The organism is Candidatus Brocadiia bacterium, assembly GCA_041658285.1.
In the GTDB taxonomy this organism is placed as follows: domain Bacteria; phylum Planctomycetota; class MHYJ01; order JACQXL01; family JACQXL01; genus JBBAAP01.
Map to the genome: position 1 here is coordinate 269,251 of JBBAAP010000001.1, position 14,157 is coordinate 283,407.

The following is a 14,157-nucleotide window of genomic DNA, read 5'->3' on the forward strand; positions in this document are numbered from 1 at the left end:
AGAATGCCTGATTTTGATTACTATAACGTGTCTATGAAAGTCACTTTTCTTGGTTCCGGAACAGGGATACCTTATACTCGGCGTGCTTCGCCCGGGATACTGGTTGAGTCAGGTAACATCCGTTTGCTTATGGACTCCGGCCCCGGCGCCTTAAGGCAGCTGGCTCAGCTGGGCATCAATTCACATCAGATTAGCCACCTGCTTTATACCCATTTTCACCCGGACCATACCAGCGACCTGATTACGTTCCTGTTCACAGCCCGTTACCAGATAACATCGCCCTTAAAAAACGGTCTGACCCGAGCAACACAAAAGTTCATTAATAGCCATAAAACCGGATTTCGAACCGCCCCGCTGACAATCATCGCGCCTAAGGGATTGAATAAATTCTACCGGAATATCCTTAACCTCTATTATAAGTGGATCGTACCCACTACCTATAAATTGACACTTAAAGAAGTACTGGAAAGTTCCTTCAAAGTCGGCAATCTCAATATCAAATCATCTGAGATGAAGCACGAAAAGTACAGCGTAGGTTATCGGCTGACAACTCCTGGCGGAAAAAGCCTGGTTTATTCAGGCGATACTGAATACTGCCCGAACATCGTACGGCTGGCCAAGAACTCCGATGTTCTGGTCTTAGAGGCCTCGGCTCCGGATGAAGTAGCTATGCCCTACCATCTCAGACCGCTGACCTCGGCCCGGATAGCATCCGAAGTAAACCCGAGAAAGCTTATTCTGACCCATCTTTATCCGGTCTGCGACGAACATAACATTACCAATCAGGTGCATAGTCATTGGCCCGGCAAAGTGGAAACAGCATTGGATTTCAAGAGTTTTAAACTGTAATATTTTATATTAATAGGAGGAATCAACATGTCAAAGAATGTAGTTTTCGATGAACAGATACGGCTTTTGCTTAAAAAAGGCGTAGACAAAACGGTCCGGGCGGTTAAATACACCTATGGCCCGGCCGGACGGGCGGTGATGATTGACAAGGGCTGGGGCAGCCCGTCCGTTACCCGGGACGGGGCCAGCGTAGCAGACGAAATCGATCTGATTGACCCGCAAGAAAATCTGGGAGCCCAGATGGTCAAAGCGGCCGCCTCTAAAACAAATGACGATACCGGCGACGGCTCAACCACTACCGTTATCCTGGTCGGTGCGATATTCACCGAAGGGCTCAAACACGTCACCGCCGGCGGCAACGCCATGGCCATAGGCCGGGGGATCAAAAAGGCTGTCGCCAAACTGACCGAAGAAATTAAAAAGATATCAGAACCGGTCAAGGTCGAACGCAGCAAAACCAACAAAATAATCAACCAGATAGCCACTGTGGCGGCCGGCAACGACCCGGTCATCGGGAAATTCATAGCTGACGCCATGGACAAGGTCTTGGCCGACGGCGTCATTACCATCGAAGAAGGCAAAGGCACCGAAACCGATGTCAAAATCGTCGAGGGTATGCAATTCGACCGCGGTTTCGTGTCGCCCTACTTCATAACTAACCAGGAAAAGATGGAAGTTATCCTGAACAACCCATACATTCTTATCTACGAAGACAAAATCTCCAACCAGAATGATTTAATCCCGCTGATGGAGTCGCTCATCAAGGAAAAACGCCCGCTTCTTATTATCGCCGAGGACATTGAAGGCGATGCCCTGGCTACGCTGGTCGTCAATAAAGTTAAAGGCACGCTGGAATGCGCCGCGGTCAAAGCGCCCGGTTACGGCGACCGCCGGAAGGAAATGATTGAAGACATCGCTATAATGACCGGCGGCAAGGCCGTATTCAAAGACCTGGGCGTAAACATCAAGAAACTGCCTAAGGAATACCTGGGCACAGCCCGCAAGGTCATTATCGATTCGGAAAATACCACCATCGTCGAAGGCGCCGGAACTTCCAAGGAAATTAAAGCACGTACCGAAAAAATAAGGTCAGAGATGGCCAAAAGCGATTCCGATTACGACCGGGAAAAACTCCAGGAACGACTGGCCCGGTTCAGCGGCGGAATCGCACAGATAAACATAGGCGCGTCCACCGAAACCGAACTCAAGGGCAAGAAAGAGCGGGCTGAGTCGGCACTGTCAGCCGTTAAGGCGGCCCTGGAAGAAGGCGTAGTCACGGGCGGCGGAATTGCGCTGCTCCGTATCACCAGCGCGCTGGATAAACTTAAGTTCGAAGGCGACGAACAGATTGGCGTCGAGGTCATCAGAAAAGCCCTGGAACTGCCCTTCCGCCAACTCATTGAAAACAGCGGACGCGAACCGTCATCAATACGACGCAAACTCAACTTATCCACTAAACCAGACTGGGGATTTGATATCCAAGCCGGCGAAATCCGCAACATGACCGAAGCAGGCATCCTGGACGCCACCAAGGTAGTTCGGACTGCATTACAAAACGCGGCCAGCGTAGCTGAACTGCTTTTAACCACCAACGCCGCAATCACCGATATCAAGGAAAAAAATGGGGGCGGACCGCAGATGCCTCCGGGCGGAATGCCCGGCATGGGCGGTATGCCTGGTATGGGTGGAATGCCCGGAATGGGTGGTATGCCCGATATGGGTGGTATGCCCGATATGGGTGGCATGGATATGCGCGGAATGGGTATGGATTAAAATTATTCTCCCCGCCATTAGCCGGGGGTCAAAGGAGATTAAATATGAATATCAGACCGTTAGAAGACAGAATCGTGATAAAACCACTTGAGGAAAAAACTACCACTGCCGGCGGAATCATCCTGCCGGATACAGTCAAGGAAAAACCCCAGAGGGGCGAGGTCGTAGCGGCCGGCTCCGGTAAAATTATGACCAGCGGTAAAAAAGCTCCTCTGATCCTAAAAAAAGGAGATACCGTCATATTCGGCAAATACGCCGGAACAGAAATCAAGGTCGACGAGAAAACTTACATCATAATGAAGGAAGACGAAATCCTGGCCCGGATAGAATAATAATAAAAGTCTGCGGGTAACGAGTTCATCGGCTCGAAAATGAACTATCTTATGAACTCGTAAACCCATGAACCTGAAGGAGTAAACTATGTCTAAGCAACTAATGTTCGATTACGAAGCGCACCAAAAAATACTTAAAGGCGCCAAGTCCCTGGCCGATACACTCAGAATAACCCTTGGCCCGACCGGGCGGAACGTCCTGCTGGATAAGTCGTTCGGTAACCCGGAAATCATCAAGGACGGCAATGCCATATCTAAAGAGGTAGAACTACCCGATCCGTTCGAGAACATGGGAAGCAAAATGATCAGCGAGGCCGCTTCCAAAACTTCCGACGTCATAGGCGACGGCGCATCTGTCTCGGCCCTGCTGGCTTACGCCATATACGAATCCGGACTTAAATACCTGACTTCGGGCGCTAATCCGGTCGGGCTCAAAAACGGCATAGAAAAAGCCACGTCCACAATAGTAGACACGCTTAAAGAAATGTCCAGACCGGCCACCGAAAAATCAGATTACCAGAATATTGCTACCGTTTCGGCCAATCGGGATGAGAAAATCGGCAAGCTTATCGCCGAAGCGATGACTAAAGTCGGCAAAGAAGGCGTGATTACGGTCGATGAAGGCAAAGGCCGGGAAACCACCCTGGAATTCACCGAAGGGCTATCGTTTGACAAGGGCTACATCTCGCCGTATTTCGTAACCAACCCGGAGAATCTGACCTGCGTCTTGAACGACTGCTATATCCTGCTCTACGAAAAAAAGATTACCAATCTGCAGGAAATGCTGCCGCTTCTGGAGCAGGTGGTCCAGACCGGAAAATCAATATTAATAGTGGCCGAGGAAATCGAAGGCGAGGCGCTTACGGCCCTGGTCATCAACAAACTCCAGGGCAGCTTGAAATGCTGCGCCGTCAAGACGCCGGCTTTCGGAGACCGCAAGAAAGCCATTATGGAAGATATCGCCATAGTCACCGGCGGACAGTTCTTCTCCGAGGAACTGGGAGCTAAGCTAGAAGAAATATCGGTCAATAACCTAGGCAAGGCTAAAAGTATCAAAATCGATAAAGACAATACCTACATCGTCGAAGGCGCCGGCGCTAAGAAGAAAATCGAGGCACGCGTGGCTCAGATACGCAACCTGATTAAAACCACCACCTCGGATTATGACCGGGAAAAATATGAGGAACGGCTGGCTAAATTAGTCGGCGGCGTAGCGGTCATTAAGGTCGGCGCGCTGATGGAAACGATGATAAAAGAGAAGAAATCGGTCATTGAAAACGCGGTAAACTCGGCTCGAGCGGCCCGGGATGAAGGTTATCTGCCGGGCGGCGGACTGGCTTACCTAAAATGCCTGCCGGCGCTGGAAGACCTGAAAGAGAAAACATCAAACCCGGACGAACGTATGGGCATAACTATCGTAGCCCAGGCAATGGAAATACCGCTCCGCCAGATTGCCGACAACAGCGGCCGCGACGGCGCCATGATCGTGGAAGACCTCAAAGAGAAATCAAAGGATGACGACCCCATCGGGTTTGACGCCTTCTCGGGCGAATATACCCATATGATCAAGGCCGGTATCGTCGACCCGACCAAGCTCCTGAGAAGCGCCATCCAGAATGCTTCGAGCATCGCCGGACTGATGCTTTCTTCACGGACATTAATCACCGATTTCAAGGAGAAGGAAAAAACTATCGAAGGCAGTATCCAGTAAATATCATCCCGACAAGCGGGACTAACTGATTCCGAACGGAGGATTATATGAACGATACCACAAATACCGGGATGATCCAGCCCGAAATACGCAAAGGAAAAACAGCTAGCTTCTGGATATCAATAATCCTGGGCATACTGCTGGTATTCAGCGCACTGGGTAATTTTATCCTGCTTATCGCATTAGCAGCTAAAGTCGGAAGCGTCGGGCAGTATAACAAAAGCGATTTCAATGAAACCTTCGTTCACGGCGACAACTCGGCCGACCACAAGATAGTCTGCATCACCGTGTCCGGCCCAATTATAAGAGATTCAGCTCCATCGATGTTCAACCAGAGATTAGACCCGGTCAGCACGGTCATGGAATCCCTGGAAATGGCCAAGAATGACCATGATGTCAAAGCGATTATACTTGAAGTCAACAGCCCGGGCGGCGGCATAACCGAAAGCGACCAGATTTATAACGAACTGTTGCGGTTCAAAAAAGCACGTCCCGAAGTTAAAATCATCACTTCCATGGACAGCGTAGCCGCATCGGGCGGTTATTATATCTCTATGGCTACAGACCGGGTGGTCGCCCGGCCGACAACCATCACCGGCAGTATCGGCGTGATTATGGGGCTGATTAATATGGAAGAGCTCTTCAAGAAAATCGGCGTCAAGGAAGTCATCTTCAAATCCGGCGCCAAGAAGGATATGTTCTCACCCACTCGACAGATAACCGATGAGGAGAAACAGATTGCCCAAGCCATCATCAAGGAGATGTACGACCGATTCGTATCCGTGGTAGTCGAGGGACGCAAGAACCTGGACAAGGAAAAAATACTCCAGCTGGCCGACGGCCGCATCTATACGGGACAACAGGCTTTCGAACACGGGCTGGTCGATGAACTGGGTGACTTTAATGACGCATTTGAAGCGACCAAGAAGCTGGCCAACCTGACTAATGCCCGGGTAATCCGCTATAAAAAACGCTGGTCGTTCGGCGAGCTGTTCCTTTCAGAAATGCAGAATTTAAAACCGTCTATCAGCCTGCTGCCTGAAAATTCCGGACTTTCAATGGATACGCCCAGGTTCATGTATCTGTGGACATATTAATACCACTAACTCCCTTCGGTCGAAGTGGCCTAACCCCATACACTTCGTGTATGGGATAAAAACCAGTAACTCGCTTTGCTAGCTCTAACCCAGTTATTTCTTTGAAATAACTGGATAAGTGCCAGTACGTCGCTTCGCTCCTACTGGCACTAATTATGGCCACCGCTCAGGAAGAAGTAGATTGTCAGGATAGAGCCCAGAATGCTCAACACCGCAAAGGCCTTGCTAGATATCTTGTTCTTGCCGCTGCCTACACCTTTGATAAGTATCAGTATAACCACCCAATAGACGAATATCATCAGGCTCTTATTATCCACGTCATTAGGGTCCATCACCTCGGGTATGCCGGTCCAGGGCCGACCGTAGGCAACATAGGCTACGTAACATCCTATCGGGAAGCTGGTAATGAAGAAAAACAGGTTAGCCCAAAACGAGGAAAGAACCGCCTTCATTATCGGGAATTGGCTGGTAGCCAGATGCATCAACCCGTAATATAATATATGCAGCAGGAACAATACGGTCATGACCATCATGGCGATATGAAGCGCGGTCACCCACAAAACACTCTCTCTTCGGAAAGTAATATTTTCTATCTTGGCGTCCGGGGCATCGGCGCCTTTGGGATAAATGTGGCTGGCGCCGGCATCATCGGTCATGATAATGTAAAAATAATACTGCTCATCCATTTTCATCCCGACTAAGGTTGCCGTATAAAATCCCGTATTACCGGCCGGGTACATGGGCGCCAGGTTAAACGGTTTTTTGGGCGCCGGCGTCTTGAAAACCATAGTCGGCCGGGCTTCTTCAACGTTAAGGCTGTAATAGGCCAGCTTCACATCCTTGGGCTTATTATCTGAAGTAACCAAAAGGTTTATGATGGCATCTTTACCCTCATAAAACTCTCCCCGGTTGCTGTATTCCATCTTGAATGAACCGACATCCTTGGTCTTGTGGCGGCTGGTCACGGCCATAAGCATTCCAAACGAATAGACAAAACCGATAAGCAAACCTATCCCTAACGTTACATAAAGCGGCCAGCGCGGGAATTTCTTTGTGGTTTCTTCTGACATAATTCCTCCTGTATTTTATATTATTTAATTATTAAATATCACCATGCCCTATTGCAAACCTGACAACCATAGTCAGAATTCCGCCCAGCACGGTCAGCCAGGCAAAAGTCTTGTAGCTGACCAGGTTCTTCTGGGGGTTATTGGAAAAGACCGAACCCTTTACCAGGATTATTACAACAAACCAATAAGCAAAATTAAACAGCGTCTTGCTGTCGGTCATATCCCAACCCAGCGGGAAACCGGTCCAGTATGTCCCGTACTTTTCGTACTCGATCCAGATGCCCAGTGGGAATGCCGAAATACCATAACATAAAAGACCCCAAGCGATACCGGAAACCGCCTTATTGAAGCTCCAGTCAACCTTGTTCCACAGATAATTGAAGGCATAATAGAACCCGTGTAACAAGAAGAACAACGCCACAATCATCAGCAGGATATGCACGGTCAAACCAAAGGTATTTGGATCCTGTTTAAACGACACGTGATAAGGCACCTTGGTGGTCAGGAAGCTCTCGGGCATAACAACCACGTTATTCTGGCTGTCCGTAACCTCGATAAAGAAATATGTTTTGTGGTTCTTTTCCATAGTCGGCAGCTGGTGCGCATAAAACCTGCCCTTTTCGGTCGGGCTCATTAATTCAATCTTGAAATCAGATTTCTGGATATTGGGATACTTGGCCTTGAATTCCTCGTCCTTAAGCCAGTAAACCTTGGCGCCATCCAGCGGTATCTGCCCCTTCTGGGTCGAGGCGTTGATGAAGAAGCGGTACTGGTAACCCGCGTCCTCTTCCTTGTAGTGGTTATAAACCACTTTCAGGTCGCCCTTGACGGCCATATCCGGCTTGCGTTTGGCCAACATCTCATAGCAGGCAAACGTCAACACCAGGCTCAAGAGCGTGACAAAGATATACATCGGCATCTTGGAATAACTCATAATCGCTCCTTCACAAAATGAATAGTTTAATTAATAAAGGCAATAATTCCGTTCCGGGAAGAATCTTGATAGCAGGGGCGCCTCCGGCATTATGCCGGAGGCCGCGCCCTGATGATGGTCTTAGGGTATTTATCCTTAAATTACTTGGCCTTGCCCATGATTCTGAACATGCCTGTGCCGCAGGTCGGGCATTTGCCCTTCATAGCCTGTCTCTTGTTCTTCATCGTCACCACTTTGGCGTCCTTGATGTCTCTTTTAGCCTTGCATTTCACGCAATAACCTTTTTCTGTCGCCATATTCGCGCTCCTTTACTTGCTGTCAGTTAACCGGCGCCGCGGCTTATTACCGCGGGGACGGAATACCGACATTTCTGAACTATAAACTATTAAGGCCCCCAAATTACTGATTATTTATTCGAAGTCAAGAAATATATCGTGTCTAATTTGAGTTTCCGGGCCGCCGCGGCCACGTCATCCTTGCTGACAGCGTCAATCCGCCCGATGATATCCTTGATGGAAATACCGGTCCGGCCGTTCAGGATAAGCTCCTGGTAAAAATTAATCATGGCCGATGCCGTGTCTTCAACCGATTTTAGGCGGGTGATAATGGACTTCTTGGTGTCGGACAACTCCTTGTCCGGAATGTCTGCCTGCTTCAATGCCTCAATCTGCTCCTTAATGATGGCTACAGCCTGATCGAACTTGTCATGGTTAATGCCGGCCTTGATCATCATCAATCCCTTGGTCCGTTCGATTATGGAAAAGACGAAATAAGCCAGCCCGGCCTTTTCCCTGACATTGCGGAATAGTTTGGAATGCGGGAATCCGCCCAACACGCCATTGGCCACCATAAGATTAAATACATCGTCGTCCTTCCAGGTCGTATCCGTCCTCAATCCCATAACCAGCTTGCCCTGGTCAATCGGCTGATTCTCCTTGATGACCCGCGGCTCGGCCGGCGCCGGCGGGTTCTTGATTGTTATTTTGGTATCTTTAATATCCTTATGAAGCGATTTGAACGGCTTGAGAATAGAAACCACGGCCTTGGCCAGCTGTTCCGGCTTAAACTGCCCGACCGCGAATATCTCTATGGGCGCGCTAACCAATACCTTGCGGTGGTGTTGGTATAATAACTCCGGGGTTACCCGGGCAATGTCTTCAATCGTGCCGTATTCGAATATCCCGTACGGCTCAGTCTTACACATCTCCTGGGTGCAGCGCTCCTCGGCAAAGGACATCTTGTCGTCGAACAAGCCCTCGATAAAGTCCTTGAGCTGCTGCTGTTCCTGTTTGCAGTAATCCGGCCGGAGCTTCTTGCCTTCAGTCAGCGGGTTAAGAAGCATATCCTTAATGAACCCAAACGCCTTCTGGGTCATCTTGGAGCGTAAAACGCGCGACTGGACAAAACTCGGGCTGAGGAACTCGATGTAATATTCCAGGATGGAGTATTCGCCTATCTTGGAGATATCGCTGCCGAATGAGGCGCCGTAAAGCGACTCCATAAATACGCTCATCTTGCGCATCGAGGGGAATTTACCGGAACCGCGCGACATCACCCTCAAGAGCATGGCGTTCAGGGTCGCCTCAAAGCTATTAACCAGCGGCTGGCGGACGAAAAGCTTGGCCACGATGGTCTTAAACTTATCCGTCGGATGAAGATGCAGGGTCACTCCGGGCAGGATGTCTTTAATGGTCGTAAACATATTCAATTTGGTATCACATACGGACCGGACTGTCCAGAAAATAAGGTCTTTACTGTCCGCGGCGATAAAATCATTGACACCCGCACTATTATTCATATGCTGTCCTCGATGAAACAATTATTATCAATCCTGATAGTTATGATATTCCTCTGGCCCGGGCTTATCCTGGCCGAGGAGAAAAAAGCGCCGGCCAAACCCGACCCCAAGGCCGAGCGCGAAGCCAAAATCAAGGAGCTGGTCAAGCAACTCAGCGACCGCGATACCGACGTCCGGGTATCGGCCGCAAAATCGCTGGGCGAGATGGACGCCAAGGAATCAGCGCCGGATATCCGAAAACTGATATTCTCGGAAAAGATAATCGATGTGCGCGTGGCTGCGGTCCGGGCGCTGGGCGATATGGATGCCAAAGACAAAGATTCTGTCAACGACCTGATAAAACTGCTTAAAGACGATGACTACGAGGTCAAACTGGCCGCCATGTCCGTGATGGGACAGCTAAAATCACAGAAGTTCAGCCCGGAACTCTACAAACTCTTTAAGGAAGAGATGTCCGAGGACATGAAAAAGGCCGCCGTCAACGCCCTGTCAAAGATGGGCGTCAAGGACTACAATACCGAACTGACCAAGATGCTCGATGATAAGAACATCGATACGCTCATGAAACGTAACGTTGTTTACGCCTTGGGTAAATTAGGCGCCAAGGAATCAACCATGAAGATAACCAAGCTGGCCAAGAACCCGGAAGAGCACGCCACCATCCGCCAGGCAGCGCTGGGGGCGCTGGGCGACCTGGGCGCGCGCGATATGGTGCCCGATATGATAAAGCTACTGTCCGACCGCGATGTCGATATCAGGAAAACCGTGGTCCGGGCGCTGGGCAAACTCAACGCCCGCGAGGCCATCCCCGACCTCTTGAATATTCTCAAGACCGACGCCTTTGTCCGGAGCATGGCCGCCCTGGCCCTGGGCGATATGAACGCCAAAGACGCCATACCGGACCTGATAGCTTTGCTCAAGGATAAAAGCCAGCAATTGCGCGGCATCGCCGGGATAGCGCTGGTGGCGTTAAAGCAGAAAGACCAGGTGCCAAAGGAAAACATCGCCGATATCAAAGCCCTGCTGGATATCCACGACGACGACCTGATAACCCGGGCCCAAAAAGCGCTCCAGGCCTTAAGCGTGGAGAATAAGTAAAATATCCTACCTCTTAAAGAACTTGCCTATCTGGTCTTTAGTCAGCTTATATATGGCCGGGCGGCCGTGCGGACAGGTGGCTTTGTAGCCGCTCTTTTCAGCCAAATCCAACAGAGCTTTTATCTCTTGCCCGGACATCGGGTCGCCGGCCTTGATGGCCGCCTTGCAGGCCATCATCTTGACCATCTTGTCCAGGACCTTGGTTCGGTCTGATTTTGATATGTCATCATCAGCCAGCTCGTCCAGCAGTGATTTGATAAACTCGGCCATATCAATCTTTGTCAGCAACGCCGGCACGGCCAGTATCCGAACGGTATTCCTGCCGAACTCCTCGACCTCCAGCCCGATATCCTTCAGATACTCCGCCGCCTCGCGGACCAGCAGGAACTGCTTATGGGTCAGCTCGACCGACTGCGGCAGCAATAACCGCTGTTTTAGGACGCTGCCGGCCGAGAACTGTTCCATAAACGCCGTATAAAGCAGGCGCTCGTGCAGGGCGTGCTGGTCTATTATGGCCATGCCGTCCGGGACTTCCATTATAATGTAAGAGTTGTGGATTTGTATGAAAGGCAGCCGAGCGGTCCATCGATTCTCTTGCCCGCTGGTCTCTGTGTCCGGATATGAACTAACCGGCTGACCAACATCCTTGCCTCCGAAAAAATCCATCATCGCTTTCATTGTCCCGCTCTGTACTGATTCCTGAGGTATCACGCCGCCCGGCTCTATGGTGTTAATCCCCTCTAAAGGCCGGCCATCATTTGTCTGATGTGTCTGTGTCTCGCCAACCAGTTTGCCCCTGATAGTCGAGATAATCCGGTCGTGTAGCTGCCAGGCGTTGCGGAAACGCACCTCTATCTTGGTCGGGTGGGCGTTAACGTCCACCTGCGACGGGTCGATATCGATAAACAAGACCACGAACGGGTACTGGCCGGACGGTATCAGCGAATAATACGACTGCCCGATAGCCCGGCTGATGACTCGGTCGCGGATGTAACGGCGGTTTACGTAATAGAACTGGTATTTGGAATTAGGCCGGTTATATTCCGGGCGCGACATATACGCCCTGATGCTTAGGCCTTCGGACCGGTATTCGACGTATTCCAGCTGGCCGGCCGTGTCAGTGCCGAAAAACTGCCTGATGCGCTCCATCAAATCATCGGTCGCCGGCAGGTTGATTAACTGCTTATCCTGATGCTTGAGCAAAAAGCGCACCTCCGGGTGCGACAGTGCAAAACGGGTGACCGCGTCGGTGATATGCCCCAGCTCCACGGGCGGGCTTTTGAGGAACCGGCGCCGGGCCGGGGTATTGAAAAATATGTTCTCCACGGTGATGCTTGTGCCGGGCGCGCCGGCTGTCGGCTTGGGTTCGGTCACCTGTCCGCCTGATGCGGTAATCTCGTATGCCTCGGTCCGGTCAGCCGTCCGGGACACCAGCCTGACCTGCCCGATGGCGCCGATGCTGGCCAGCGCCTCGCCCCGAAACCCGAATGTCCGGACGGCAAACAGGTCTTCCTCGGTATCTATCTTGCTGGTCGAATGCTGTTTGAATACCAGCGGCAGGTCGTCCGGCAGGATACCCCGTCCGTCATCGGTGATGCGGATGACCCGCTTGCCGCCCTCTTCGACATAGACCTCGATGGACCGGGCGCCGGCGTCGAGCGAGTTCTCTATCAACTCCTTGACCACCGAGGCCGGGCGCTCGATAACCTCACCAGCCGCTATTTTGTCTGCCAGCAGCTGTGATAATACTTTTATCCTATTTGAATCCATTTTTGTAAGCAGATTAAGCTGATTTATCTGATTTTAATCAAGTATTAATTTAGATTAGTAGACCGCTTATGTCAACCAAATTTCCTACACCCGAATACTTCAAATATAACCACTAAAACTACTGATTTTTAATTTTACCACGAAGACACGAAAGTAAGAAAGCACTAAATTTCGTGTTTTGATAGTTTGGCTGTTAGAACATAGTGAGTTATCAGCCGACTATACCTAGCAGTCCATCGGCTGTTAGCGACAAAGGAGCGTTACAGCCGAGGATACCCAGCAGTAATTCACTAACGTTCAAACTGCTGGAGTATAATTCGCTAACACTCAAACTGCCAGAGTACTGTTTCGAGTTTTCGTGGTATATTAATAAAATAATCAGTGTTCTCAGTGCCCTCAGTGGTTTAATATGGCGGATTTCTTAAACAGTATCAGCCAATACGCTAATGGCGTGGCGGACCTTGACCCGGCCCTTATCAGCCGAACCGAGCAGGTATTCCAATTGCATCATACAGCCCGGGCAGTTGGTGACCACAACATCGGGATTGGATTTGACAATACCGTCCAGCCGGGCTTGGCCGATGCGCCGGGACAGCTCCGGATACTTAAAACCGAACAACCCGCCCCCGCCGCAGCACAGGTCGGCCTCGGATTCACGATAGGCAGTTTCCTTGCGCAGGAACGACCTTATCATCTCCGGCGAATTATTCCAGGTGGAATGGCAAGGCTCGTGGTATAATGTAGAGTTCGGAGCGCTGGGTTTGGAGTAATTAATTCTATTCTCAGCCAGGCAGAATTCCATCACATCCATTATCTCAGGATGGCTCTGTGTCCTCTGAGCCTCCGTAGCTAGTAACAAAGGATACTCCGTTTTAAGCATCCGGCCGCAGGTAGCGCAAGCGGTCAGGACGATGTCAGCGTCCTTAAGCGCTTTGATATTATGTTGGGCCAGCTTCCGGGCGGTCCGGACATCACCCGAAAGCAATGCCGGCAGTCCGCAGCATAACTGGTCCTGCGGAATATAGTAATACACGCCCATCTTATCCAGCACCTTGATGATATCGCCCAGCACTTCAGGGTAGATATAATTTATGGCACATCCGACGAATATAGCCACCTTTGGCTTATTGCCTCTGTGGCTCTGTGGCAAATATGAATCCAGCGCCGGTTTCTTAGCCAGCCGCGGTATCTTGGCAGTCAGCTCGCCCAGCGCCAGAGGCAGGTGCCGGAGCGGCGGACGGGCATACCCTGTAGAGGCAGGCCTCGCGCCTGCCTTATTTCGGGCAACCGCAAGGGTTGCCCCTACAAATTTCCAAATAGGAATAATCCGACTCATTACCCAAATCGACAGGTCATAGAGCCAGCGGTGCGGCAGAATCCAGTTAAACCCGAGCCATACCGGCAGAGGCAGTCCCTTTTGACGGACCGCCCGGGCCCGGCCGGACTTGAAGGCCTTGCCGGTCTCAACCAATGACGGGCAATTATCCTCACAGCGCAGGCACATCAGGCAGGAGTTGATAATCTCACGGGACCGGCTGGAATGGATGGGCAGTTGTTCCTTAAGGAAGGCAATGCGTCCGCGTGCCACCAGGGCTTCATCTTTAAGCGCGGCGAATACCGGGCAGACCGACCGGCACTGGCCGCATTTAGCGCACTGTTCTAAAACTTGAGGGTCTAATCTCATTATTAATTAGCCACGAATAAACTCGAATTAACACTAAATTA

12 protein-coding genes are annotated in these 14,157 nt (G+C 50.7%); 6 read left to right on the plus strand and 6 right to left on the minus strand.

Features of this window, described 5'->3' with window-relative positions; translation table 11 throughout:
• The first annotated feature begins 33 nt into the window (after positions 1-33).
• From WC980_01150 to sppA, 5 genes are all read left to right on the plus strand, one after another.
• A complete protein-coding gene (locus WC980_01150) occupies positions 34-849 on the plus strand; it encodes a ribonuclease Z (GenBank protein ID MFA5793666.1) in 816 nt (271 codons plus the stop codon).
• A gap of 27 nt (positions 850-876) precedes the next feature.
• Positions 877-2,622 (plus strand): chaperonin GroEL, encoded by a 1,746-nt coding sequence (gene groL, locus WC980_01155; GenBank protein ID MFA5793667.1) that lies wholly within the window; start codon positions 877-879, stop codon positions 2,620-2,622.
• 44 nt (positions 2,623-2,666) lie between these two features.
• On the plus strand, positions 2,667-2,954 hold the full coding sequence (locus tag WC980_01160) for a co-chaperone GroES (protein ID MFA5793668.1): 288 nt from the start codon (positions 2,667-2,669) through the stop codon (positions 2,952-2,954).
• 88 nt (positions 2,955-3,042) lie between these two features.
• A complete protein-coding gene (gene groL / locus WC980_01165) occupies positions 3,043-4,665 on the plus strand; it encodes a chaperonin GroEL (GenBank protein MFA5793669.1) in 1,623 nt (540 codons plus the stop codon).
• Positions 4,666-4,712: 47 nt separating this feature from the next.
• Entirely contained in the window at positions 4,713-5,762 is a 1,050-nt protein-coding gene (gene sppA, locus WC980_01170; GenBank protein MFA5793670.1) for a signal peptide peptidase SppA, read from the plus strand.
• Between the two features lie 149 nt (positions 5,763-5,911).
• On the opposite strand, the gene WC980_01175 is transcribed toward sppA, so the two are convergent.
• The 4 genes from WC980_01175 to WC980_01190 all read right to left on the minus strand — a co-directional run bounded on the left by WC980_01175 (position 5,912) and on the right by WC980_01190 (position 9,564).
• Positions 5,912-6,832 (minus strand): hypothetical protein, encoded by a 921-nt coding sequence (locus tag WC980_01175; protein ID MFA5793671.1) that lies wholly within the window; start codon positions 6,830-6,832, stop codon positions 5,912-5,914.
• 31 nt (positions 6,833-6,863) lie between these two features.
• Positions 6,864-7,766 carry a hypothetical protein gene (locus WC980_01180; GenBank protein MFA5793672.1) on the minus strand — a complete coding sequence of 301 codons (903 nt, stop codon included), beginning with the start codon at positions 7,764-7,766 and terminating at the stop codon, positions 6,864-6,866.
• Between the two features lie 140 nt (positions 7,767-7,906).
• Positions 7,907-8,062, minus strand: coding sequence for a DUF5679 domain-containing protein (locus WC980_01185; protein MFA5793673.1), 156 nt, complete (start codon positions 8,060-8,062; stop codon positions 7,907-7,909).
• 110 nt (positions 8,063-8,172) lie between these two features.
• On the minus strand, positions 8,173-9,564 hold the full coding sequence (locus tag WC980_01190) for a pitrilysin family protein (GenBank protein ID MFA5793674.1): 1,392 nt from the start codon (positions 9,562-9,564) through the stop codon (positions 8,173-8,175).
• A 12-nt stretch (positions 9,565-9,576) separates the two neighbouring features.
• Between WC980_01190 and WC980_01195 the strand changes: the two genes are divergently transcribed.
• On the plus strand, positions 9,577-10,662 hold the full coding sequence (locus WC980_01195) for a HEAT repeat domain-containing protein (protein ID MFA5793675.1): 1,086 nt from the start codon (positions 9,577-9,579) through the stop codon (positions 10,660-10,662).
• A 6-nt stretch (positions 10,663-10,668) separates the two neighbouring features.
• On the opposite strand, the gene mutL is transcribed toward WC980_01195, so the two are convergent.
• Together mutL and WC980_01205 are read right to left on the minus strand one after the other, a co-directional pair.
• The gene (gene mutL / locus WC980_01200) at positions 10,669-12,432 is read right to left on the minus strand and encodes a DNA mismatch repair endonuclease MutL (protein MFA5793676.1); all 1,764 of its coding nucleotides are present in this window, start codon (positions 12,430-12,432) and stop codon (positions 10,669-10,671) included.
• 421 nt (positions 12,433-12,853) lie between these two features.
• Positions 12,854-14,116, minus strand: a complete 1,263-nt coding sequence (locus tag WC980_01205; protein MFA5793677.1) for a (Fe-S)-binding protein — start codon at positions 14,114-14,116, stop codon at positions 12,854-12,856.
• Positions 14,117-14,157: the final 41 nt, after the last annotated feature.

Excerpts from the sequence above, each read along its gene's own strand:
- WC980_01205 (MFA5793677.1), bottom strand. The coding sequence starts at position 14,116 with ATGAGATTAGACCCTCAAGTTTTAGAACAGTGCGCTAAATGCGGCCAG.
- mutL (MFA5793676.1), bottom strand. The coding sequence starts at position 12,432 with ATGGATTCAAATAGGATAAAAGTATTATCACAGCTGCTGGCAGACAAA.
- WC980_01180 (MFA5793672.1), bottom strand. The coding sequence starts at position 7,766 with ATGAGTTATTCCAAGATGCCGATGTATATCTTTGTCACGCTCTTGAGC.
- WC980_01195 (MFA5793675.1), top strand. The coding sequence starts at position 9,577 with ATGAAACAATTATTATCAATCCTGATAGTTATGATATTCCTCTGGCCC.
- WC980_01150 (MFA5793666.1), top strand. The coding sequence starts at position 34 with ATGAAAGTCACTTTTCTTGGTTCCGGAACAGGGATACCTTATACTCGG.
- groL (MFA5793669.1), top strand. The coding sequence starts at position 3,043 with ATGTCTAAGCAACTAATGTTCGATTACGAAGCGCACCAAAAAATACTT.
- WC980_01175 (MFA5793671.1), bottom strand. The coding sequence starts at position 6,832 with ATGTCAGAAGAAACCACAAAGAAATTCCCGCGCTGGCCGCTTTATGTA.
- WC980_01190 (MFA5793674.1), bottom strand. The coding sequence starts at position 9,564 with ATGAATAATAGTGCGGGTGTCAATGATTTTATCGCCGCGGACAGTAAA.
- WC980_01185 (MFA5793673.1), bottom strand. The coding sequence starts at position 8,062 with ATGGCGACAGAAAAAGGTTATTGCGTGAAATGCAAGGCTAAAAGAGAC.
- WC980_01160 (MFA5793668.1), top strand. The coding sequence starts at position 2,667 with ATGAATATCAGACCGTTAGAAGACAGAATCGTGATAAAACCACTTGAG.
- groL (MFA5793667.1), top strand. The coding sequence starts at position 877 with ATGTCAAAGAATGTAGTTTTCGATGAACAGATACGGCTTTTGCTTAAA.
- sppA (MFA5793670.1), top strand. The coding sequence starts at position 4,713 with ATGAACGATACCACAAATACCGGGATGATCCAGCCCGAAATACGCAAA.